Here is a 23,377-nt window from a genome sequence, read left to right on the forward strand (position 1 = left end):
GGAGCTGGCTTGCCTGCGATAGCATCACCTCGGTGTCACTGATACACCGAGGCGTCTGCATCGCAGGCAAGCCAGCTCCTACATGAGCCTGTTCCCACATTTTTTTGCGCGCATTTCTCGATTTTCCTGGCTGAAACGGTTCTCTCATTCCTTAGCCTGCTATCATTTGTAACCATTGATTACATCCAAAACGACAAGCCGCTCCATGAAGCGACTGCTCAAACCCGTGACCACATGATGAGGTGCCACCATGTCTGATCAAGATCGAGACAACCCCCGGCGTGACTTTTTGCGCAAATCCTTGACCTTGATCCCGGTGGTCACGGTTGCCAGCACTGGCCTTGGCGGCTCGATGCTGATGGCCACGCCCGAACCTGCCCAGGCCAGCCCGGCCAGTGCGCCCGCCAGCGAAAAGGCCTACGAGCCGAGCTACTTCACCGCTGAGGAGTGGGCCTTTATCAACGCCGCCGTCGCGCGTTTGATCCCTGCTGATGCCCAAGGCCCAGGCGCTTTGGAAGCCGGCGCGCCGGAATATATCGACCGGCAGATGAACACCCCCTACGCCAGTGGCGCCCTGTGGTTTATGCAAGGCCCGTTCAATGCCGACGCCCCGCCCGAGATGGGCTGGCAGAGCAAACTGGTGCCCAGGGAGATCTATCGCCTGGGTATTGCCGCCACGGATTCCTGGTCGAAAGCGTTCAACGGTAAAACATTTGCTGGGCAAGACAGCGCTACCCAGGATGATTTGCTGCGTCGCCTGGAGGCGGGCGGTGCCGAAACCGGCGAGCATTTCGCGGCGGTCCCGCCGAAGATTTTCTTCAATTTGTTGCTGCAAAACACCAAGGAAGGGTTCTTCTGCGACCCGATCCACGGCGGCAACAAAGGCATGGTCGGCTGGACCATGATCGGCTTCCCCGGCGCCCGCGCCGATTTCATGGATTGGGTTGAACGCAACGAGCAATACCCCTTCCCGGCTGTTTCCATCCGCGGCGAGAGGGCATAAACGTGGCGACCATCATGAAGAAAGTGGATGCGGTTATCGTCGGCTTCGGCTGGACAGGCGCGATCATGGCCAAGGAACTGACCGAAGCCGGCTTGCACGTGGTAGCGCTGGAGCGCGGCCCGATGCAGGACACCTACCCGGACGGTAATTACCCACAGGTGATCGACGAACTGACCTACAGCGTGCGCAAAAAGCTGTTCCAGGACATCTCCAAGGAAACCGTGACCATTCGCCATAGCGTGAATGACATTGCCCTGCCCAACCGTCAGTTGGGCGCCTTCCTGCCGGGTAACGGCGTAGGCGGCGCGGGCCTGCACTGGTCGGGTGTGCATTTCCGGGTGGACCCCATCGAATTGCGCATGCGCAGCCACTACGAAGAGCGCTACGGCAAAAATTTCATTCCCAAGGACATGACCATCCAGGACTTCGGCGTCAGCTACGAAGAGCTGGAGCCGTTCTTTGACTACGCCGAAAAAGTCTTCGGCACCTCCGGCCAGGCCTGGACCGTCAAAGGCCAACTGGTGGGTGAAGGCAAGGGCGGCAACCCTTATGCGCCGGATCGCTCCAGCCATTTCCCACTGGAGTCGCAGAAAAACACCTACTCGGCGCAGCTGTTCCAGAAAGCTGCCGCCGATGTGGGCTATAAGCCCTACAACCTGCCTTCGGCCAATACCTCGGGGCCCTACACCAACCCCTATGGCGCGCAGATGGGGCCGTGCAACTTCTGTGGTTTTTGCAGCGGGTATGTCTGCTACATGTACTCCAAGGCATCGCCCAACGTGAACATCCTGCCGGCCCTGCGCCAGGTGCCGAACTTTGAGCTGCGGCCAAATTCCCACGTGCTCAAGGTCAATCTCGACAGCACCAAGCGCAAAGCCACTGGCGTGACCTATATCGACGCCCAGGGCCGGGAGATCGAGCAACCGGCGGACCTGGTGATTCTTGGCGCCTTCCAGTTCCATAACGTGCGCCTGATGCTGCTCTCGGGCATCGGCAAGCCCTACGACCCGATCACGGGCGAAGGGGTGGTGGGCAAGAACTTCGCCTACCAGAACATGGCCACCATCAAGGCCTACTTCGACAAAGACGTGCATACCAACAACTTCATCGGCGCTGGCGGCAATGGCGTGGCGGTGGACGATTTCAACGCCGATAACTTCGACCATGGTCCCCATGGCTTCGTCGGCGGCTCGCCGATGTGGGTCAACCAGGCGGGCAGCCGGCCGATTGCCGGCACCTCCAACCCGCCGGGCACGCCGGCCTGGGGCAGTGCGTGGAAGCGCGCCACCGCCGATTACTACACCCACCAGGTGTCGATGGACGCCCACGGCGCCCATCAATCCTACCGGGGCAACTACCTCGATCTGGATCCGGTTTACCGTGATGCCTACGGCCTGCCGCTGCTGCGCATGACCTTCGACTGGCAGGAAAACGACATCAAGATGAACCGCTTCATGGTCGAAAAAATGGGCAAGATCGCCGAAGCGATGAACCCCAAGGCGATTGCCGTGCTCGGCAAGAAGGTCGGCGATCACTTCAACACCGCGTCCTACCAGACCACCCACCTCAACGGTGGCGCGATCATGGGGACCGACCCGAAGACCAGCGCGTTGAACCGCTACCTGCAGTGCTGGGATGTGCACAACGTGTTTGTCCCAGGTGCATCTGCTTTCCCACAAGGCCTGGGCTACAACCCTACGGGCCTGGTGGCGGCGCTGACCTATTGGTCGGCCCGGGCGATTCGCGAGCAGTACCTGAAAAACCCCGGCCCGCTGGTTCAGGCATAAGGAGCGACGACCATGAAAGCATTTGTTATCGCGACCCTGGCCCTGTTCAGCAGTTGCTCGGTGAGCGCGGCTGAAACTGATCTGATCAAACAAGGCGAATACCTGGCCCGCGCCGGTGACTGCGTGGCCTGCCACACCGCCAAGGGCGGCAAGCCGTTTGCCGGTGGCCTGCCGATGGAAACCCCGATCGGCGTGATCTACTCCACCAACATCACCCCGGACAAAACCGGCCTGGGGGACTACAGCTTTGAAGACTTCGACAAGGCCGTGCGCCATGGCGTCGCCATAAGTGGTAGTACCCTTTACCCGGCGATGCCCTACCCGTCTTACGCTCGCGTCAGCGAAACCGATATGCAGGCGCTGTATGCGTACTTCATGAAAGGGGTGGAGCCGGTCGCCCAGCCGAACCAGGACAGCGACATTCCCTGGCCCTTGAGCATGCGCTGGCCCCTGGCCGCATGGCGCTGGATGTTCGCACCCGAGGTGGCGGACTACCAGGCCCCGGCCGATGCCGACCCGATAATCAGCCGTGGCGCCTACCTGGTGGAAGGTCTCGGCCACTGTGGCGCCTGCCACACCCCGCGCGCTCTGACCATGCAGGAAAAGGCCCTGAGCGCGTCTGAAGGTTCTGCGTTCCTGTCGGGCAGTGCGCCGCTGGAAGGCTGGATCGCCAAAAGCCTGCGCGGTGACCACAAGGATGGCCTGGGCAGTTGGAGCGAAGAGCAACTGGTGCAGTTTCTCAAGACCGGCCGCAGTGATCGCAGTGCGGTGTTTGGCGGCATGAGCGACGTTGTAGTCCACAGCATGCAGTACATGTCTGAAGACGACCTGACCGCTATCGCCCGTTACCTCAAGAGCCTGCCGGCAGTCGACCCCAAGGATCAGCCGCACCAATACGACAAGCAGGTGGCCGAGGCGCTGTGGAAGGGCGATGACAGTCGGCCGGGCGCGGCGGTGTACATCGACAACTGCGCGGCCTGCCATCGTACCGATGGTCATGGCTATACCCGGGTGTTCCCGGCGCTGGCGGGCAATCCGGTGTTGCAGACGGCGGATGCCACATCGTTGATCAACATTGTGTTGAATGGCGGAACCCTGCCGGCCACTCACGCCGCGCCTTCCACCTTCACCATGCCGGCCTTTGCCTGGCGCCTGTCGGATCAGGAAGTGGCGGATGTGGTGAGTTTTATCCGTGGCAGCTGGGGTAACCAGGGCGCGCCGGTGAAGGCTGGCGACGTGGCCGACCTGCGCAAAAGCGATAAACACACCACCTCGGGCGACGATCTGGGGCAAGTGACGAGTCACTGATTCAGCCTTTGCCGCCCAACGGCACTGGTCAGAGACGCTGCGCCTCGATACTGTATATAAAAACAGTATCGAGGCGCTTGTATGTCCACTCCTCTGCCGCCGCGCGGGCGAGGCACCGCCACCAACCTGCACAATCGCTTTGCGCCCACGGTCAGTGTGGCCGAGGACGACGGTTGGTATCAGGAAGTACCGCCGACCCAGGGCACCGAAGTGCGCATCGAGACGGCGAAGACCATCATCACCCGCAACACCTCGCCGGACCTGCCGTTCGACCGCTCCATCAACCCTTACAGGGGGTGTGAGCACGGTTGTATCTATTGTTATGCGCGGCCCAGCCATGCCTATTGGGACATGTCCCCGGGCCTGGACTTTGAAACGAAGCTGATCGCCAAGAGCAACGCCGCCCAGGTGCTGGAGCAACAATTGTCCAAGCCCGGCTATGTGTGTGCGCCGATCAATTTGGGCTCCAATACGGACCCGTATCAACCGATCGAACGTGAATACCAGATCACCCGGCAAACCCTGGAGGTGCTGCTGCGCTATCGCCACCCGGTGACTATCGTGACCAAGGGGTCGTTGATCCTGCGTGACCTTGACCTGCTCACGGAGCTGGCCCGCCAGCGGCTGGTGGCGGTGATGATCAGCCTCACCAGCCTGGACGATGAACTCAAGCGCATCCTCGAGCCCCGTGCGGCGGCGCCCAAGGCGCGGCTGCGGGCGATCCGGGTAATGCGCGAGGCGGGTATCCCGGTGGGTGTGCTGTGTTCGCCAATGATTCCGATGATCAACGACAGTGAACTGGAAAGCCTGCTGGCCGAAGCCCATGCCGCCGGGGCGCAGAGCGCGGCCTATATGATGCTGCGCCTGCCCCTTGAAGTAGCGCCGCTGTTCGAGGAATGGCTGGCGGCCCATTATCCGCAGCGAGCGGCCCATGTGATGAGCCTGGTCCGCCAGGTACGTGGCGGGGAAGTCTATGACAGCCGCTTCGGCGTGCGCATGCGCGGTGAGGGGCCGTTTGCCGATTTGCTGGCGCAACGATTTGCCAAGGCGATCAAGCGCTTGGGGCTCAATCGTCGGGAAGGGTTTAATCTTGATTGCAGTGCATTCTGTCCGCCCGGCAGGCAGCTGGCTTTGTTGTAGACTGATACAAAAGCGCGTGTTGCCCGGCCAGGGTGGTCGCGTTTTGACATCACTGAAACCCGCGAGATAGAGCGGTTGATTCAGTTTGAGTTAAGTTTCGGCAGGTACCTTGTTCATCAAGTGACTGGTGGGTCGGCGGCACTGGCTGGGTGGTTTCCATGTGTTGTTTCCCGGTGATCGCGCGTCGACCTCAACTACAAGACTCTCCTGCCCCAACCACGAGGATGAATCATGAGTGACAAGGATAAACAGCCGTTGGCTGCGTCGGCTTCAGCCCCTCACGAGGCGGAGTCCGCCGATGCAGCGCTGCAGCACATTGTTGATGGTTTTTTGCATTTCCATAATGAGGTCTTCCCCCAGCAGGAAGAGCTCTTCAAGAAGCTCGCCACGGCCCAGAGCCCACGGGCGATGTTTATCACCTGTGCCGACTCGCGCATTGTTCCGGAACTGATCACCCAGAGCTCCCCGGGCGATCTGTTCGTGACCCGTAACGTAGGTAACGTCGTGCCGCCTTATGGGCAGATGAACGGCGGTGTGTCCACGGCCATCGAGTACGCGGTGCTGGCGCTGGGCGTGCAGCACATTATTGTCTGCGGCCACTCCGATTGTGGCGCCATGCGGGCAGTGCTCAACCCCCAGAGCCTGGAAAAAATGCCCACGGTCAAAGCCTGGCTGCGCCACGCCGAAGTCGCCAAGACCATGGTCCAGGACAACTGTGATTGCGCCAACGAAGGCGAAAGCATGCAGGTGCTGACCGAAGAAAACGTCATCGCCCAGTTGCAACACTTGCGCACCCACCCCTCCGTGGCATCGCGCATGGCCAACGGTCATTTGTTTATCCATGGCTGGATCTACAACATCGAGACCAGTGAAATCAAAGCCTACGACGCGGATCAGGCCACATTCCGGCCGTTGAGCGGTTCCGGACCGATCCCTTCGGCGACGCCCAAAGCGCGCTTCTAAAACAATCCCCTGCCGGGTAATGCGATGGCTGCCATGGATGCAGCCAGGCCTTGCCACGCCCGGCGAATGCCTCGGGAGAGTCATCATGCGTGCAGCTCAATTAAAAACAGTGCTGCCACGGGAGCTGTTGGCTTCGGTGGTGGTGTTTCTGGTGGCCTTGCCCTTGTGTATGGGGATCGCCATTGCCTCGGGCATGCCCCCGGCCAAGGGCCTGCTTACCGGGATCATTGGTGGCCTGGTGGTGGGCTGGCTGGCCGGTTCGCCCCTGCAAGTCAGCGGGCCGGCGGCCGGCTTGGCGGTGTTGGTGTTCGAACTGGTGCGCCAGCACGGCATGCTGATGCTCGGGCCGATCCTGTTGTTGGCCGGCTTCCTGCAACTGGTGGCCGGGCGCCTGCGCCTGGGCTGCTGGTTCCGGGTGACGGCGCCGGCGGTGGTCTACGGCATGCTGGCGGGGATCGGAGTGTTGATTGTCCTGTCGCAGGTCCATGTGATGCTCGATGGGGCGCCCAAACCCTCCGGGCTGGATAACCTCGCCGGCTTTCCCGCCGCAGTGGCCCAGGCCATTCCCAGCCTGGGTGGCGGGCTCGGTTGGCAAGCCGGTCTGCTGGGCCTGGCGACCATGCTGGTGATGTGGTTGTGGGACCGGTTTCGCCCGCAAAAACTGCGTTTTGTGCCGGGGGCATTGCTCGGCGTGGGCCTGGCGACCGCGACCAGCCTGGCGCTGGCCTTGCAGGTCAAGCGCGTTGAGGTGCCAGAAAACCTTGCCGACGCAATTGATTGGCTGCGCCCCAGCGACCTGTTGAACCTGGCCGACCCCAACCTGTTGATCGCGGCCTTCGCGGTGGCCTTTATTGCCAGTGCCGAAACTCTGCTCTCGGCGGCAGCAGTGGACCGCATGCATAACGGCCAACGCTCGGACTTCGATAAGGAGTTATCCGCCCAGGGTGTAGGCAACATGCTGTGCGGTCTGGTGGGCGCATTGCCCATGACTGGTGTGATTGTGCGCAGCTCGGCCAACGTCCAGGCGGGGGCGACCACGCGTTTGTCGGCGATGTTCCACGGTCTCTGGCTGCTGGCCTTTGTGTTGCTGCTGTCGAGCGTGCTGCAGAGCATTCCGGTGGCGAGCCTGGCGGGTGTGCTGGTGTACACCGGGATCAAGCTGGTGGACCTCAAGGCGTTCCGTGGCCTGGGGCGCTATGGCCGGATGCCGATGTTCACCTACGCGGCCACGGCCCTGGCGATCATCTTTACCGACTTGCTGACGGGCGTGCTGGTGGGCTTCGGCCTGACCCTGGTGAAACTGGCGTGGAAGGCATCACGCTTGAAAGTCAGCCTGGTCGACCTGCCCGAGGACGGTGAAATGGAGTTGCGACTGGTGGGGGCGGCGACCTTTCTCAAGGTGCCTGCATTGACCCAGGTGCTGGCGACCGTGCCGGCGGGTACGACCGTGCATGTGCCGCTCAATAACCTGAGCTACGTGGACCATTCGTGTCTGGAGTTGCTGGAGGAATGGGGGCGGGCCAATGCGGCGAAGGGTTCGAAGTTGGTGATCGAGGCGCGGGGGTTGAAGCGTCGTTTGGAAGGGCGGATACGTACCACGACGCGGATTGGTTCGGCCCCATCAGTGGGCTGACGAAACCGGATAAAAAAATGTGGGCGCGGCGGTGCGACGATTCGACTTGCCCGCTCCCACATTTGTTCTATGCCTGGCAGGAAAACTCAGGCCGGCTGATCCAGCTCCAACTCCACACCCAACTGGCGCGACAGGCACGGCCAGCGTTTCCACGCGGCTTCCGTTGCCGGGCTCTTGAGCTGCTCGCGATAGGCCTCGACGGACTCCAGGGCGAAGCTCTCTTCATTGAGCATTTCATCCACCGCCAGGTGCACGGCTTCGTCCAGCTGATTGGCGAAATCTTCGCCGATCAACTGGTGGGCAATCACATTGGCAACGGTGGTGTCCGCCGGAATCAAGGGCTGGCCGAAATGCTTGATATACAGATCGTTGACTTCTTCCACCAGCCGATGGGCCAGGTAGGCCTCGTCCAGCAGGCCGTTCAGGCCTTCATGGGCGGCCAGGATCGCGGGTGGCTGCAGAAAGAAATGCTCGGCAATTTTCAGCACCGGCTTGATCTGGCTTTCAATTCCGGCTTCCCGGGCCACGTCGTTGGCGGCATCCAGCAGGTCCGGGACCTGGGCGATGTAGGCGCTGACGAAACGTGTCATCACCGCGTTACGATCACCCTCGGCCAGGGAAATGGCCGAGTGCAGGTGCGGTAACTGTGCGTCCAGTTGTTTAGCCAACAGGCCGGTGGATGCTTCGTGTTGATGGGCACGGGAAATCTGCTCGCGCAATGCGGCGGTGTTCATGAAAGCTCCAGTAATACGGGCGTAGGAAAGGGGATTGCATAAGGTAGCTCGTTTATACGAGCCCCTAAGATGCATTTGTCATAATTATTTCATGGTTATGCATCGCTGTTATATCGAATCGCCATCGTTCGTCGGATAGGCCTTCAATCTGCGGGCTGGCCAGCGCCGTTCGTCTCTTTTCACTGATTTGCCCCCTCACATTGCGGGGTCGCAGTCGCTGTCTATACTCGGGGATGTACGCAATTAGCTGATGACGCCCGACTGCATTAGGCAGGCAAGGCTTGGCGGATGTAAGCAGTTTGGAAGCCGCCCCCTTGGCCGCAGGTGCAAACCGGCGGGATAACAAGAACGATAAGGGGAACCCGCAATGACGCGACATCCACATGTTTGGATGGGCTTACTCTTGTGGTCAGTATTCAGCCAGGCGCAGGCCGCCTGGACGGTGAATATGGCACCAGGGGCCACGGAAGTCAGTCACGCCGTATTCGACCTGCACATGACCATTTTCTGGATCTGTGTGGTGATCGGCATCATCGTGTTTGGCGCCATGTTCTGGTCGATGATTATGCATCGACGTTCCACGGGCCAGGTGGCGGCCAAGTTCCACGAAAGTACGACGGTGGAAATTCTCTGGACCGTGGTGCCCTTGCTGATCCTCGTCGCCATGGCCATTCCGGCGACCAAGACCCTGATCAACATCTACGACAGCAGTGAGTCGGATATCGATATCCAGGTCACCGGCTATCAGTGGAAGTGGCACTACAAATACCTGGGCCAGGACGTCGAGTTCTTCAGCAACCTGGCCACCCCCGCCGAGCAGATCCATAACCAGGCCACCAAGGGCGAACACTACCTGCTGGAAGTCGACCAGCCGCTGGTGCTGCCAGTGGGCGCCAAGGTGCGCTTCTTGGTGACTGCCGCCGACGTGATCCACTCCTGGTGGGTGCCGGCGTTTGCGGTCAAGCGCGATGCCATCCCCGGCTTCGTCAACGAGGCCTGGACCCGGGTCGAGAAGCCCGGCATCTACCGTGGCCAGTGCGCGGAGCTGTGCGGCAAAGACCACGGCTTCATGCCCATCGTGGTCGAGGTCAAGTCCAAGGCCGACTACGCCACCTGGCTCGGCGAGCGCAAGGAGGAAGCTGCCAAGCTCAAGGAGCTGACCTCTAAAGAGTGGACGCTCGAAGAGCTGGTGGCCCGTGGCGACAAGGTCTACCACACCGCCTGCGTGGCCTGTCACCAGGCCGAAGGCCAGGGCTTGCCGCCGATGTTCCCGGCGCTCAAAGGCTCGAAGATCGCCACTGGACCGGCGGCAGACCACCTGAGCATCGTCTACCACGGCAAGCCCGGTACAGCGATGGCGGCCTTCGGCAAGCAACTGTCGGAAGTCGATATTGCGGCGGTCGTGACTTACGAACGTAACGCCTGGGGCAACAACAAAGGCGACATGGTCACGCCTAAAGACGTGCTGGCCATCAAACAGGCGGAAAGCAAATGAACCTCTTCATTGCGTATGCCCTGAACCGCCCCGCCCATCCGCTTGCAGGAGAACGGTCATGAGCACTGTGATTGATGACCACGGTCATGCCGATGACCACGCCCACGGTCCCGCCAAGGGCTTGATGCGCTGGGTGCTGACCACCAACCACAAAGATATCGGGACCATGTACCTGTGGTTCAGCTTCGCCATGTTCCTGCTGGGTGGTTCGTTCGCCATGGTGATCCGCGCCGAGCTGTTCCAGCCGGGCCTGCAGATCGTCGAGCCGGCGTTCTTCAACCAGATGACCACCATGCATGGCCTGATCATGGTGTTTGGCGCGGTGATGCCGGCGTTTGTCGGCCTGGCCAACTGGATGATCCCGCTGATGATCGGCGCGCCGGACATGGCCCTGCCGCGCATGAACAACTTCAGCTTCTGGCTGCTGCCGGCGGCGTTCCTGCTGCTGGTCTCGACGTTGTTCAGCCCGGGCGGTGGGCCGAACTTTGGCTGGACCTTCTACGCCCCGCTCTCTACCACTTACGCCCCGGAAAGCGTGACGTTCTTTATCTTTGCCATCCACCTGATGGGCATCAGCTCGATCATGGGCGCGATCAACGTGGTCGCGACCATCCTCAACCTGCGCGCACCCGGCATGACCCTGATGAAGATGCCGCTGTTTGTCTGGACCTGGCTGATCACCGCCTTCCTGCTGATTGCAGTGATGCCGGTACTGGCCGGTTGCGTGACCATGATGCTGATGGATATCCACTTCGGCACCAGCTTCTTCAGCGCCGCTGGCGGCGGTGACCCGGTGCTGTTCCAGCATGTGTTCTGGTTCTTCGGCCATCCCGAGGTGTACATCATGATCCTGCCGGCCTTCGGTGCCGTCAGCTCGATCATCCCGACCTTCTCGCGCAAGCCGCTGTTTGGCTACACCTCAATGGTCTACGCCACGGCGAGTATCGCGTTCCTGTCGTTTATCGTGTGGGCGCACCATATGTTCGTGGTGGGCATTCCGTTGGTGGGCGAGTTGTTCTTCATGTACGCCACCCTGCTGATCGCGGTGCCCACCGGGGTCAAGGTGTTCAACTGGGTCAGCACCATGTGGCAAGGCTCGCTGACCTTTGAGACGCCGATGCTGTTTGCCGTGGCCTTTGTGATCCTGTTCACCATCGGTGGCTTTTCCGGGCTGATGCTGGCCATCGCCCCGGCGGACTTCCAGTACCACGACACCTACTTTGTGGTGGCGCATTTCCATTACGTACTGGTGCCCGGCGCAATCTTCGGGATCTTCGCCTCGGCCTACTACTGGCTGCCGAAATGGACCGGCCACATGTACGACGAAACCCTGGGCAAGCTGCACTTCTGGCTGTCGTTCGTGGGGATGAACATGGCGTTCTTCCCCATGCACTTCGTGGGGCTGGCCGGGATGCCGCGGCGGGTGCCGGACTACAACCTGCAGTTCGCCGACTTCAACATGGTGTCGTCGATTGGCGCTTTTATGTTCGGTGCCACGCAGATCTTCTTCCTGTTTATCGTGATCAAGTGCATCCGTGGCGGCCAGCCGGCACCGGCCAAGCCGTGGGATGGCGCCGAAGGGCTGGAGTGGAGCATTCCTTCACCGGCGCCCTACCACACCTTCACCACGCCGCCGGAGGTCAAATGAACCCGGTCATGAAAACACTCCCGATCCCCTGTGGGAGCGGGCTTGCGCGCGATGGCGGCCTCAAGACCCCTGCAGAGCTTGAGGGCCTCATCGCGAAGCCAGCTCGCCCAGGTGGGCGTCATGGCTGACTCCGTACCTCTCAACCGCCTGGTCACGCGCCTGCTCATCCTGGTGCTGGCGATGTTCGCCTTCGGCTTTGCCCTGGTGCCGATCTACGACGTGATGTGCAAAGCGTTTGGCATCAACGGCAAGACCGCCGGGCAGTACGAGGGCTCGCAGGTGGTCGACCCCTCGCGCCAGATACGGGTGCAGTTCCTGTCGACCAATGCCATCGATATGGTCTGGGAATTCCACTCCAGGGCCGACGAAATCGTGGTCCATCCCGGTGCGGTCAACGAGATGGTGTTCGTGGCCTTCAACCCCACCGACAAGCCGATGACAGCCCAGGCGATCCCGAGTATTTCCCCGGCCGAAGCGGCGATGTACTTCCACAAGACCGAGTGTTTTTGCTTCACCCAGCAAGTGCTGCAGCCGGGAGAGCGCATCGAGATGCCGGTGCGCTTCATTGTCGACCGCGACATGCCCAAGGATGTGAAGCATTTGACCCTGGCGTACACGCTGTTCGATATCACTGCGCGCCAACCGCCCGTGGCTGTCCATACCGGCGGCTAGGCGTGCCTGCGGGCTCGATTAGGAGAACGGATACATGTCGACTCATGATACGTACTACGTACCAGCGCAAAGCAAATGGCCAATAATTGCCACGTTTGGGCTGTTGATCACCGTGTATGGCCTGGGTGTGTGGTTCAACGACCTCAAGGCGGCGCGCCCGGAATCCCACGGCCCGCTGATCTTTTTCGTCGGCAGCCTGCTGCTGGCCTACATGATGTTTGGCTGGTTTGGCGCGGTGATCAAAGAAAGCCGCGCCGGCTTGTACAGCGCGCAGATGGACCGCTCGTTCCGCTGGGGCATGACCTGGTTCATCTTTTCCGAGGTCATGTTTTTCATCGCGTTCTTTGGCGCGCTGTTCTATGTGCGGCATATGTCGGCGCCGTGGCTCGCCGGTGAGGGCTCCAAGGGCATTGCCCATATGCTGTGGCCCAACTTCGAGTTCGCCTGGCCGCTGCTCAACAACCCGGATCCCAAGCTGTTCCCGGCGCCGGAAGGCACCATCAGCCCGTGGGGCTTGCCGTTGGTCAACACCATCTTGCTGGTGAGCTCCAGCGTGACCATCACCATCGCCCACCACGCCCTGCGCAAGGGCCATCGCGGCGCGCTGAAGATCTGGCTGGCGATCACCGTGTTGTTGGGGGTGGCGTTCCTCGGCTTCCAGGCCGAGGAATATATCCACGCCTATAAAGAGCTGGGCCTGACGCTGGGGTCCGGGGTGTATGGCGCGACGTTCTTCATGCTCACGGGCTTTCACGGCGCCCACGTGACCATCGGCACGATCATTTTGTTCGTGATGCTGATGCGCATCCTCAAGGGGCATTTCAATGCCGAGCACCAGTTCGGTTTCGAAGCGGCCAGTTGGTATTGGCACTTTGTCGACGTGGTGTGGATCGGGTTGTTTTTCTTCGTCTACGTGCTGTAGCGACTTACCAGGGGGCGTGGGAAACCAGCTGGCCGCTGAAGAACCCCCAGGTGATCAGTGCCAGGGTGATCACGGCCAGCACCACACGCACGGTCAAGGCGGTGACGAGGCGATTGGAGTGGCCTTCGTCCTTGACCAGAAAGAACAAGCCACTGAACAGGCTCACAACGGTAGCGATCAGCATCAGGGCAATAGCGGCTTTGAGCATGGTCAGGCTCCAGGGCTCTTTATTTTGAGGGGCGGGCAATGAGATTCAGTATAGCCAGCGCAGCATCGACCTTCGCGGTAACGCCATGAAACGCTTTCGCCCCGGGATTGCACCGACCCTGGTGGTGCTGGTGTTGCTGCCGTTGATGGTGTTCCTGGGTTTTTGGCAGTTGTCCCGTGGCCAGGAAAAACAGGCGCTGCTCCAGAGTTACGCCGAGCGCCGGGCGGCGCAGCCTCTCAGCGTTGCGCAACTGGCGGCGGTGGCTGATCCGGCCTTTCGCCGGGTGCAGTTGCGCGGGGAGTTCGATGCCGGGCACAGCGTGCTGCTGGATAACCGAATGCGCGACGGCAAGGCCGGCGTCGAGTTGCTGCAACCCTTTCATGACCAGGCCAGCGGCCAGTGGCTGTTGCTCAATCGCGGCTGGCTGCCGTGGCCGGATCGGCGCACGCCGCCAGCTTTCACCACCCCCGACCAACCTTTGAATATCAACGCCTGGGTGTATGTCGCCCCCGGCGAGACGTTCCAGCTACACGCCGACCCGGCAGCCGCGCAATGGCCGCGCCTGCTGACGGCGCTGCACCCGCAGGCGCTGTGGGCCGAGCTGGAGCGCAGCGGGTTTGCCTTTGAACTACGGGCCGAAGCGGGCCCGGCGACTTATGAAACCCAATGGCCGGTGGTGGCCATGGGGCCGGAAAAACACGTGGGGTATGCCGTGCAGTGGTTCGCCATGGCGCTGGCGCTGCTGGGCCTTTACCTCTACCTCGGCTGGCACAACGCAAGGGAGAAGCACCATGGGAGCGGCCATGAATCCACTCAACATGTCTGACACGCCAGCGGCACCCAATCGCAGCAAGGGGCGCTGGCAACTGATCCTGATCCTGCTGATGGTGATCGGCCCGATGGTGCTGGCGACCCTGATGTACAAGTGGCAGTTCTGGGTGCCGGATAACCGCAGTGATCATGGCGAGATGATCGGCAACGGCCAGACCCGCGCCGATATCGGCGTACAGGCCGACGAGGGGCGCTGGCAATTGCTGGTGACCGCACCCGCGGCCTGCGCCGCCGATTGCCAGCAGTTGGTCTACCTCGCACGCCAGCTGCAGATCGGCCTGGGGCGTGATGCGTCCCGTGCCAGCCATGCCCTGGCCAGTGCGCAGCCGGTCAGCGCCGCGTACGAGGCCAAGCTCAAAGCCGAATACCCGCAATTGCGGCGCTTGCCCCTGGACCTGCCGACCTTCAAGCAAAATGCCGCCGCGCCGGGCGATGCGCAACTGTGGATCGTTGACCCCCACGGCAACCTGGTGCTGCGCTATGACGCGCGGGTCAAGGGCAAGGATCTGCTCAACGACCTGCGCCACCTGCTGAAACTGTCGAATATCGGATAAGGGCATCGTCATGGCCAAACCTGGATTTCGCCTCGCGCTGTTTGCCACCCTGCTGGCGCTGATTGTGGTGCTGCTGGGCGCCTACACGCGCCTGACCCATGCCGGCCTCGGTTGCCCGGACTGGCCGGGTTGCTATGGCTTTATCAGCGTGCCGAAAAGCGAGGCCCAGTTGGCCCATGCCGAGTTGCACTTCCCGGACACGCCGGTGGAGGCCGACAAGGGCTGGAACGAGATGGTCCATCGCTATGCGGCGGGCACCCTGGGGTTGTTGATCGCGCTGTTGGCCACCCGCGCCTGGACCCATCGCCGGCATCCGGGGCAGCCGTTGAAGCTGCCGCTGTTCCTGCTGGTTGTGGTGTTTGCCCAGGCAGCCTTTGGCATGTGGACGGTGACGCTCAAGCTCTGGCCGCAGGTGGTCACTGGGCATTTGCTGGGTGGCTTCGCGACGTTAAGCCTGTTGTTTCTGTTGACCCTGCGTCTGTCCGGGGTGTTGCCGGCACTGATCGTGCCCCGGCGTTTGCAGTATTGGGCCACCGCCGGCCTGGTGCTGGTGATCGGGCAGATCGCCCTCGGTGGCTGGGTCAGTTCCAACTATGCGGCGGTGGCCTGTATCGACTTGCCGACCTGCCATGGCGAGTGGTGGCCGGCGGCGGATTTTGCCAATGGCTTTCACCTGACCCAGCATATCGGCCCCAACTATCTGGGCGGGCAACTGGACAGTGATGCGCGTACGGCGATTCACCTGACCCATCGCCTGGGCGCGCTGGTGGTGACTGTGGCGCTGCTGGGCCTGGCCTGGCAGCTCAAGGCGGTGGGCATGACCCGCCTGGCGGGCCTGCTGCTGGTCGCCCTGGCCGTGCAGATCGGCCTGGGCCTGAGCAATGTGTACTTTCATTTGCCGCTGCCGGTGGCGGTCGCCCATAACGCCGGCGGTGCAGCGTTGCTGCTGACCCTGGTGCTGGTCAATTACCACGCCCGTACCAGCCTGGTGCGGGTCCGCCATCAAGTGCCGTTCGGTTGGCGCTTCAGCCCGCGCAAGCACGTGTCGGGTCTGATTACCCTTAAAGGAGAGATGCCATGGCGACCTTGATTGGCGAGCGTCACAGCCAGGCGATCTGGCGCGACTACCTGGAGCTGACCAAGCCCAAGGTGGTGGTGCTGATGTTGATCACCTCGCTGGTGGGTATGTTTCTCGCCACCCGCGCCGGGGTGCCGTGGACGGTGCTGATCTTCGGCAACCTGGGGATTGCCCTGTGTGCCGGTGGCGCGGCAGCGGTCAACCATGTGGTGGACCGGCGCATCGACGCGCTGATGGCCCGCACCCATAAGCGGCCGCTGGCGGAAGGCCGGGTGTCGCCGGCCGCCGCGCTGACATTTGCCCTGGCGCTGGCGGTGGCCGGGCTGGGCTTGTTACTGGCGTTTACCAACCCACTGGCGGCCTGGCTGACATTGGCCTCGCTGCTGGGCTATGCGGTGATCTACACCGGTTTTCTCAAGCGGGCGACGCCGCAGAACATCGTGATCGGCGGCCTGGCCGGCGCGGCGCCGCCGTTGCTCGGTTGGGTGGCGGTCACCGGGCATGTGAGTGCCGAGCCGTTGTTGCTGGTGCTGATTATCTTCGCCTGGACCCCACCGCACTTCTGGGCCCTGGCCATCCATCGCAAGGAGGAGTACGCCAAGGCCGATATCCCGATGCTGCCGGTGACCCACGGCGAGCACTACACCAAGGTGCATATCCTGCTCTACACCTTCGCGCTGCTGGCGGTGAGCCTGATGCCTTATGTGATCCATATGAGCGGGCTGTTGTACCTGGGGTGTGCGCTGGTTCTGGGCGCGCGCTTTCTGCAATGGGCCTGGGTGCTGTACCGTGGCAGTCGGCCGCACGCGGCGATCAATACCTTCAAGTACTCTATCTGGTACCTGTTTTTGCTATTTATCGCCCTGCTCGTAGACCACTACTTATTGTTGAACCTATGACTCGAACTCAAAAAACTGTCTTTATCCTGGTGGCCCTGGTGGCGTTGATCATGGGCCTGACCGTCAACAAAGTGCTGTCTGGCAAGGGCCAGGGCGACCCCACGGCATTGATCGACGCGGGCATTATCCTGCTGCCGCAAAGCCGCCAGCTGCCGCCTGTGACCATGACCAACCAGGACGGCCAGCCGGTACTGGTCAATGAGTTGAAGGGCAAGTGGAGCGTGCTGTTCTTTGGCTACACCTTCTGCCCGGACATTTGCCCGACCACCCTCGCCCAGCTGCGGCAAATCAAGAGCGAGCTGCCCAAGGACGTGGTGGATAAGCTGCAGGTGATCCTGGTCAGCGTTGACCCGCATCGCGACACGCCGACTCAGCTCAAGCAATACCTGAGCTACTTCGATCCGCAATTTGCAGGCCTGACCGGGGCGAATGTGGAAGAGGTGCAGAAGGTCTCGAATGCCGTGAGCATTCCGTTCATTCCGGCGGATACCAGCAAGCCGAACTACACCGTCGACCATAGCGGCAACCTGGCGTTGATCGGCCCGGACGGCACCCAGCGCGGGTTTATTCGTGCGCCGTTGAACAACCAGAAGCTGGTGGCGCAGTTGCCAGGGTTGTTGCAGCGCAACTGAGCCGAACGGCTATTTTGCTGACCATACAAAACAAATGTGGGAGCGGGCTTGCTCGCGATAGCATCACCGCGGTGTAACTGATACACCGCGGCGCCTGCATCGCGAGCAAGCCCGCTCCCACATAAAGCTGCTCCCACATTCTGATCTGCGGTGTGTTGGAGACCGATCAGAACGCCGGCAGGATCGCGCCTTTGTACTTCTCGTTGATGAATTTCTTCACTTCCGGGGTCTTCAGGGCTTTGACCAGCTTCTGCACCGCGTCCGAATCCTTGTTGTCCTCGCGGGTCACCAGGATGTTGACGTAAGGCGAGTCGTTGCCTTCGATCGCCAGGGCATCCTTGGAAGGGTCCAGCTTGGCTTCCAGGGCGTAGTTGGTGTTGATCAGCGCCAGGTCGACCTGGGTCAGCACGCGCGGCAGGGTGGCGGCTTCCAGTTCGCGGAATTTCAGGCCTTTTTCGTTGCCGGTGATGTCCTTGATGGTCGACAGGATATCGGTCGGGTTCTTCAAGGTGATCAGGCCCTGGTTGGCCAGCAGCAACAGCGCGCGGCCGCCGTTGGTGGCGTCGTTAGGGATCACTACATTGGCACCGTTCGGCAGCTCGGCCAGGGTCTTGTACTTGCTGGAGTACGCGCCCAGTGGCTCCAGGTGCACGCCGGCGACGCTGACCAAGTGGGTGCCCTTGGCCTTGTTGAACTCATCCAGGTACGGCTGGTGCTGGAAGAAGTTGGCGTCCAGGCGCTTCTCGGCCACTTGTACGTTCGGCTGCACGTAGTCGGTGAACACCTTGACCTTCAGGTCCACGCCTTGCGCGGCCAGGGCCGGCTTCACGAATTCAAGGATTTCCGCGTGCGGCACCGGTGTGGCGGCGACCGTCAGGGTCTCGGCGGCATGGGCGGAAAACGCGGCAACCGCGGCGAAAGCAACCAGTAGTTTTTTCATCCAACAAGCTCCTTGTTCGGGCATCTGCCGGCGGGGGCCGGCAATCGCCTTTATTTTCGAGAGTAGTGTGTCACCAGCTTATCGCCGATGGTTTGCAGAATCTGCACCAGCACAATCAACATCACCACGGTCACGACCATGACGTCATCCTGGAAGCGCTGGTAGCCATAACGGATCGCCAGGTCGCCCAGACCGCCGGCCCCCACCACACCCGCCATGGCGGTGTAGCCCACCAGGGCAATGGCGGTCACGGTGATTGCAGCAATGATGCCCGGCTTTGCCTCGGGCAGCAGCGCCTTGGTGATGATCTGCCGTGTGGTGGCGCCCATGGCCTGGGTCGCCTCGATGATGCCGCGATCGACCTCGCGCAGGGCGGTTTCCACCAGCCGTGCGAAGAACGTCGAAGCGCCTACCACCAGCGGTGGAATCGCACCGGCGACGCCCAGCGAAGTGCCGGTGAGGAACACCGTGGTGGGGATCATCACGATCAACAGAATGATAAACGGCAGAGAGCGGATAGCGTTGACCACGAATGCCAGGGCGGCATAAGTGGTTTTCTGCTCCAGCAACTGCCGTGGGCTGAAAAGAAACAGCAGGATGCCCAGTGGCAGGCCGACCAGCACGGTGAAAAACAGCGAGGTGCTGAGCATCAGCATGGTGTCGCTGGTGGCAACCCAGATATCAGCCCAGTCGACGTTGTCGAAGTAATGCAGTAGCACGTCCATTAACGCAGGACCTCCATATGCACATCGGCTGCGGTAAAGCGCGCGAACGCCGCTTCCATGTCACCGCCGGTGATGGCCAGGGTCAGTTGCCCGTAAGGGGTATCTTTGATGTGGTCGATACGACCGGCGAGGATGCTGTAGTCCACACCCGTTTCGCGGGCGACGGTACCCAGCAGTGGCGCGTAGGTCGCTTCGCCCTGGAACGTCAGGCGCACGATGCGGCCTGGCACATGGGCGAACACATCACGCTGCTCGCCTTCATCGACCTGCTCGGCTTCCTGCACAAAACGCTTGGTGGTCGGGTGCTTGGGGTGCAGGAACACGTCGGCCACCGGGCCTTGCTCGACAATCACCCCGGCGTCCATCACGGCGACCTGGTCGCAGACACGGCGGATCACGTCCATTTCATGGGTGATCAACACGATGGTCAGCTTCAACTCGCGGTTGATCTCGGCCAGCAGTTGCAGGACCGAGGCGGTGGTCTGCGGGTCGAGGGCACTGGTGGCTTCGTCGCACAGCAGGATTTTCGGTTTGGTGGCCAGGGCGCGGGCGATACCGACGCGCTGCTTCTGGCCGCCGGACAACTGCGCCGGGTACTTCTTGGCATGGTCTGCGAGGCCGACCCGGTCCAGCAGCTCGGCCACGCGCGCATCAATCTCGCGGCGCGACAGTTCGCCCGCCAGGGTCAGTGGCAGCGCGACGTTGTCGGCGACGGTCTTGGAGGCCAGCAGGTTGAAGTGCTGGAAGATCATCCCGACCTGCTGGCGGAAACGGCGCAGGCCGTTGGCATCCAGGGCGGTGACTTCTTCGTCATCGACCTTGATCTGGCCGCCCGAAGGCTCTTCCAGACGATTGATCAGGCGCAGCAGGGTACTTTTTCCCGCGCCGGAATGGCCGATGAGGCCAAACACCTGGCCGTTCTCGACGCGCAGGCTGGTGGGGTGCAGTGCGGGAATATCCTTGCCGGCGACCCGGTAGGTTTTATGGACGTTATGAAACTCGATCACGTAGCGAACCTTGTGGGGCGCATTGAAAAGGGATCAGCGGTTAGCCGGGCGCGCATTTTAGCCTGTCCGTATAGCGTTTCTTAGCATTTATTTCGTATTCAACCAGCGATTTGGCAATAACGCGATCAAAGGTCATAAAAAAGGAACGGTAAAAAATCCCGTCAGTCACTACTTAAGCAACTCGATTTCCCGGGTGCCGTGCCCGGGGTTTTGCTCACACGAGCCAGGGACCGCTCTGGCCTACGCAAACGAGGAGTTTTGTCTGATGAGTACCAAAAAACCCGCTACGCCGCCCAAGAGCGAGCTTGCAGGCACCGATACCCTGGACCGTGGCAACACCAATGCCAAGCTGCAAAGCCTGGAAAAATTCCGTTCCGACGCCACTGGCCGGGCGCTGCGCACCAACCAGGGGGTGAAAATCTCCGATAACCAGAACACCCTGAAAGCCGGCGCCCGGGGGCCTTCGTTGCTGGAAGATTTCATCATGCGTGAAAAAATCACGCACTTTGACCATGAACGTATCCCGGAGCGCATCGTGCACGCCCGCGGCACTGGCGCCCATGGCTACTTCCAGACCTATGAAAACCATTCGGCGCTGACCAAGGCGGGTTTCCTGCGTGACCCAGGCCGTAAAACCCCGGTGTTCACGCGTTTTTCCACAGTGCAGGGCCCGCGTGGTTCAGGCGATACGGTGCGTGACGTGCGCGGCTTTGCCGTGAAGTTCTTCACTGACGAAGGCAACTTCGACCTGGTGGGCAACAACATGCCGGTATTTTTCATTCAGGACGCGATCAAGTTTCCTGACTTCGTGCATGCGGTAAAGCCTGAGCCGCACAACGAAATTCCTACCGGCGGCTCGGCTCACGATACGTTCTGGGATTTTGTCTCGCTGCAGCCGGAATCGGCGCACATGGTGATCTGGGCGATGTCCGACCGCGCCATTCCAAAAAGCCTGCGCAGCATGCAGGGTTTTGGGGTGCACACGTTCCGTCTGGTGAATGCCGAGGGTCAATCCAACTTCGTCAAATTCCACTGGCGCCCGACAGCGGGTACCTGCTCCCTGGTGTGGGACGAAGCGCAAAAATTGGCCGGTAAAGATACCGACTACCACCGTCGCGATCTGTGGGATGCGATCGAGATGGGCGATTACCCGGAGTGGGAACTGGGCGTACAGGTGATTCCGGAAGATAAGGAGCACGCGTTCGATTTCGATATCCTCGACCCGACCAAGTTGATTCCGGAAGAGTTGGTGCCCATCACCCCGCTAGGCAAGATGGTGCTTAATCGCAACCCGGACAACTTCTTCGCTGAAGTTGAACAGGTCGCGTTCTGCCCAGGCCACATCGTGCCGGGTATCGACTTCTCCAATGATCCGCTGCTGCAAGGTCGGTTGTTTTCCTACACCGACACACAGATCAGCCGTCTAGGTGGCCCGAACTTTCACCAGTTGCCGATCAACCAGCCGCTGACGCCCCTGCATAACAACCAGCGCGATGCCATGCACCGCAGCACCGTCGATAAAGGCCGCGCGTCCTATGAGCCGAACTCTATTGATGGCGGCTGGCCGAAAGAAACCCCGCCGGCAGCACAGGACGGCGGTTTCGAGTCGTACCCGGAGCGCATCGACGCGCACAAGATCCGTGAGCGCAGTGAATCGTTCAGCGACCATTTTTCCCAGGCACGCCTGTTCTTCAACAGCATGAGCAAGCACGAGCAGGAGCACATCATCGCGGCCTACAGCTTTGAGCTGGGCAAGGTCGAGCGTGAGTTTATCCGCGCGCGTCAGGTCAATGAGATCCTGGCCAATATCGACCTGGGCCTGGCCAAGCGCGTGGCCGAGAACCTGGGCCTGCCGGCGCCGAAAAAAGGCACCGTGCCGGTGCGCAAGACTGCGCCGGAGCGTTCGCCGGCCTTGAGCCAGGCCAACCTGCTGTCGGGGGATATCAAGACGCGCAAGGTGGCGATCCTGGCGGCCAATGGTGTGGATGGTGCCGCGATTGCCGCGCTGAAAAAGGCGCTGGCCGCAGAAGGCGCCCATGCCAAGTTGCTTGGGCCGACCTCGGCGCCGGTGACCACCGCCGATGGCAAGAGCCTGGCGGTGGATGCCTCGATGGAAGGCCTGCCGTCAGTCGCGTTTGATGCGGTGTTTGTGCCGGGTGGGGCGAAGTCGATCCAGGCGTTGAGCGGCGACGGCGTGGCGTTGCATTGCATTACCTGCTGGAGGCGTACAAGCATTTGAAGGCGATTGCCTTGGCGGGTGAGGCGAAGCAGTTGCTGCAGGTGCTCAAGCTGGAGGCGGATGCGGGGTTGATTGTCGGCGGGGATGCCAAGGCGTTGAAGGCGTTTATTGCGGCGATTGCCCAGCATCGGGTCTGGGAACGCGAGCCTAGGGCCAAGGCGGTTCCGGCTTAAGTCATTGGTAGTTTGATAGGGCGCCATCGCGGGCAAGTCGAATCGTCGCACTGCCCGCGATTGGCTTCAGTCGGCTTTACGCGGAATCAACACAACCTGCGCCGGAATATGCCTGAGGATCTGCCGATGAATCTTCAGGTCGTACCCTGAATCAATCCGCTTCACCCGTTTAGTCAGCAGCGTGCTCAACCACGGGTAATCCTCGGTGCGCGGCACCTGGATGCTCACATCACACTGGTAATTCACCACATCGGTGGCGATGGCATCCAGTTGATGGCGCAATTCCTGGATATCCGTGAGGTTCAGCGCCACCGTGGTGCTTTCGGCGGTGGGGTCGATGACCTTGGCTGGCGGCTTGGCTTCGGCAGCTTTCAGGGCGGCTTCGGCTTTATCCAGCTCGGCCTTGCGCGCGTGGGCGATGGCGTTGTTGACCCCACCGGTCAGCGCGGGAGCCTTGGGCATCAACGCCCGGGCGCGGCTCAAGGCCGTAGCGGCGGCGTTGACATCGCCTTTTTGCAGGACGATCTGGCTGCGCTGCAAATAGGCCTCGGCCAGTTGGCGCTGATACGGCTCGAGTGCCGGGTCGTCGGGCGATTGGGCCTGCAACGCGGCGAGTTGGTCCTCGGCGGTGGCCAGCTCACTGCTGGCCAGGTTTTGTTCCAGCTGTGCAATGGCCACAGCGCGCGCATCCGGCACCTCGGGGGCGACGGGCGGGGTGCTTTGGCAGGCGCCCAGCAGCAGGGAAAATGCGGCAAGGAGCAGATAACGGGAGGTGAACGGCTTCAT

General features: G+C 61.4%; 21 protein-coding genes and 1 pseudogene. 16 read left to right on the forward strand and 6 right to left on the reverse strand.

Annotated features, from left to right (window positions below; all coding sequences use genetic code 11):
• Positions 1-250 precede the first annotated feature (250 nt).
• The 6 genes from HBR93_RS13305 to HBR93_RS13330 all read left to right on the forward strand — a co-directional run bounded on the left by HBR93_RS13305 (position 251) and on the right by HBR93_RS13330 (position 7,834).
• The gene (locus HBR93_RS13305; RefSeq protein WP_169960462.1) at positions 251-1,003 is read left to right on the forward strand and encodes a gluconate 2-dehydrogenase subunit 3 family protein; all 753 of its coding nucleotides are present in this window, start codon (positions 251-253) and stop codon (positions 1,001-1,003) included.
• Positions 1,004-1,005: 2 nt separating this feature from the next.
• The gene (locus HBR93_RS13310; RefSeq protein WP_115127087.1) at positions 1,006-2,790 is read left to right on the forward strand and encodes a GMC family oxidoreductase; all 1,785 of its coding nucleotides are present in this window, start codon (positions 1,006-1,008) and stop codon (positions 2,788-2,790) included.
• A 12-nt stretch (positions 2,791-2,802) separates the two neighbouring features.
• Positions 2,803-4,098 carry a cytochrome c gene (locus tag HBR93_RS13315; protein WP_169960463.1) on the forward strand — a complete coding sequence of 432 codons (1,296 nt, stop codon included), beginning with the start codon at positions 2,803-2,805 and terminating at the stop codon, positions 4,096-4,098.
• An 81-nt stretch (positions 4,099-4,179) separates the two neighbouring features.
• Positions 4,180-5,238 (forward strand): PA0069 family radical SAM protein, encoded by a 1,059-nt coding sequence (locus tag HBR93_RS13320; protein ID WP_057957894.1) that lies wholly within the window; start codon positions 4,180-4,182, stop codon positions 5,236-5,238.
• 231 nt (positions 5,239-5,469) lie between these two features.
• Positions 5,470-6,201 (forward strand): carbonic anhydrase, encoded by a 732-nt coding sequence (locus HBR93_RS13325; protein WP_057957895.1) that lies wholly within the window; start codon positions 5,470-5,472, stop codon positions 6,199-6,201.
• Positions 6,202-6,286: 85 nt separating this feature from the next.
• Positions 6,287-7,834: a SulP family inorganic anion transporter gene (locus HBR93_RS13330; RefSeq protein ID WP_115127089.1), complete on the forward strand. Its 1,548-nt coding sequence runs from the start codon at positions 6,287-6,289 to the stop codon at positions 7,832-7,834.
• Between the two features lie 86 nt (positions 7,835-7,920).
• On the opposite strand, the gene HBR93_RS13335 is transcribed toward HBR93_RS13330, so the two are convergent.
• Positions 7,921-8,568 (reverse strand): hypothetical protein, encoded by a 648-nt coding sequence (locus HBR93_RS13335; protein WP_057957897.1) that lies wholly within the window; start codon positions 8,566-8,568, stop codon positions 7,921-7,923.
• Between the two features lie 367 nt (positions 8,569-8,935).
• Here HBR93_RS13335 and coxB point away from each other — a divergent pair, with 367 nt between their 5' ends.
• The 4 genes from coxB (at position 8,936) to HBR93_RS13355 (ending at position 13,305) form a co-directional block, all read left to right on the forward strand.
• The gene (gene coxB / locus HBR93_RS13340; protein WP_115127091.1) at positions 8,936-10,063 is read left to right on the forward strand and encodes a cytochrome c oxidase subunit II; all 1,128 of its coding nucleotides are present in this window, start codon (positions 8,936-8,938) and stop codon (positions 10,061-10,063) included.
• 58 nt (positions 10,064-10,121) lie between these two features.
• Positions 10,122-11,711, forward strand: a complete 1,590-nt coding sequence (gene ctaD, locus HBR93_RS13345) for a cytochrome c oxidase subunit I (RefSeq protein ID WP_169960464.1) — start codon at positions 10,122-10,124, stop codon at positions 11,709-11,711.
• A 120-nt stretch (positions 11,712-11,831) separates the two neighbouring features.
• Entirely contained in the window at positions 11,832-12,383 is a 552-nt protein-coding gene (locus tag HBR93_RS13350; RefSeq protein WP_057439257.1) for a cytochrome c oxidase assembly protein, read from the forward strand.
• A 34-nt stretch (positions 12,384-12,417) separates the two neighbouring features.
• On the forward strand, positions 12,418-13,305 hold the full coding sequence (locus HBR93_RS13355) for a cytochrome c oxidase subunit 3 (RefSeq protein WP_057957900.1): 888 nt from the start codon (positions 12,418-12,420) through the stop codon (positions 13,303-13,305).
• A 4-nt stretch (positions 13,306-13,309) separates the two neighbouring features.
• Here the strand turns inward: HBR93_RS13355 and HBR93_RS13360 are convergent, their stop codons facing one another.
• Positions 13,310-13,513 (reverse strand): twin transmembrane helix small protein, encoded by a 204-nt coding sequence (locus HBR93_RS13360; RefSeq protein WP_017528731.1) that lies wholly within the window; start codon positions 13,511-13,513, stop codon positions 13,310-13,312.
• Between the two features lie 85 nt (positions 13,514-13,598).
• On the opposite strand from HBR93_RS13360, the gene HBR93_RS13365 reads away from it, so the two are divergent.
• The 5 genes from HBR93_RS13365 to HBR93_RS13385 are packed head-to-tail and all read left to right on the forward strand — an operon-like array spanning position 13,599 to position 17,507.
• Positions 13,599-14,339, forward strand: a complete 741-nt coding sequence (locus HBR93_RS13365; RefSeq protein ID WP_057439256.1) for an SURF1 family protein — start codon at positions 13,599-13,601, stop codon at positions 14,337-14,339.
• Complete coding sequence (locus HBR93_RS13370; RefSeq protein ID WP_115129339.1) at positions 14,305-14,898, forward strand: hypothetical protein; 594 nt, start codon at positions 14,305-14,307, stop codon at positions 14,896-14,898. The genes HBR93_RS13365 and HBR93_RS13370 overlap by 35 nt, the downstream gene beginning before the upstream one ends.
• A gap of 10 nt (positions 14,899-14,908) precedes the next feature.
• Entirely contained in the window at positions 14,909-15,988 is a 1,080-nt protein-coding gene (locus tag HBR93_RS13375) for a COX15/CtaA family protein (protein WP_128593083.1), read from the forward strand.
• Positions 15,976-16,875 carry a heme o synthase gene (gene cyoE, locus HBR93_RS13380; RefSeq protein WP_057444836.1) on the forward strand — a complete coding sequence of 300 codons (900 nt, stop codon included), beginning with the start codon at positions 15,976-15,978 and terminating at the stop codon, positions 16,873-16,875. The genes HBR93_RS13375 and cyoE overlap by 13 nt, the downstream gene beginning before the upstream one ends.
• Complete coding sequence (locus HBR93_RS13385; RefSeq protein ID WP_057439255.1) at positions 16,872-17,507, forward strand: SCO family protein; 636 nt, start codon at positions 16,872-16,874, stop codon at positions 17,505-17,507. The genes cyoE and HBR93_RS13385 overlap by 4 nt, the downstream gene beginning before the upstream one ends.
• Before the next feature lie 166 nt (positions 17,508-17,673).
• Here HBR93_RS13385 and HBR93_RS13390 read toward each other — a convergent pair whose 3' ends face one another.
• The 3 genes from HBR93_RS13390 to HBR93_RS13400 are packed head-to-tail and all read right to left on the reverse strand — an operon-like array spanning position 17,674 to position 20,179.
• Positions 17,674-18,447: a MetQ/NlpA family ABC transporter substrate-binding protein gene (locus HBR93_RS13390; protein WP_057444837.1), complete on the reverse strand. Its 774-nt coding sequence runs from the start codon at positions 18,445-18,447 to the stop codon at positions 17,674-17,676.
• A gap of 50 nt (positions 18,448-18,497) precedes the next feature.
• Positions 18,498-19,172, reverse strand: coding sequence for a methionine ABC transporter permease (locus HBR93_RS13395; protein WP_029290333.1), 675 nt, complete (start codon positions 19,170-19,172; stop codon positions 18,498-18,500).
• Positions 19,172-20,179, reverse strand: coding sequence for a methionine ABC transporter ATP-binding protein (locus HBR93_RS13400; RefSeq protein ID WP_057439253.1), 1,008 nt, complete (start codon positions 20,177-20,179; stop codon positions 19,172-19,174). Before HBR93_RS13400 ends, HBR93_RS13395 begins: the two co-directional genes overlap by 1 nt.
• Positions 20,180-20,444: 265 nt before the next feature.
• Between HBR93_RS13400 and katE the strand changes: the two are divergent.
• Positions 20,445-22,591 (forward strand): annotated as a pseudogene (gene katE / locus HBR93_RS13405) (catalase HPII).
• A gap of 66 nt (positions 22,592-22,657) precedes the next feature.
• On the opposite strand, the gene HBR93_RS13410 reads toward katE, so the two are convergent.
• On the reverse strand, positions 22,658-23,377 hold the full coding sequence (locus HBR93_RS13410; protein WP_120731142.1) for a PA5502 family lipoprotein: 720 nt from the start codon (positions 23,375-23,377) through the stop codon (positions 22,658-22,660).

Source organism: Pseudomonas sp. WS 5411 (assembly GCF_012985595.1).
GTDB lineage: Bacteria > Pseudomonadota > Gammaproteobacteria > Pseudomonadales > Pseudomonadaceae > Aquipseudomonas > Aquipseudomonas shahriarae.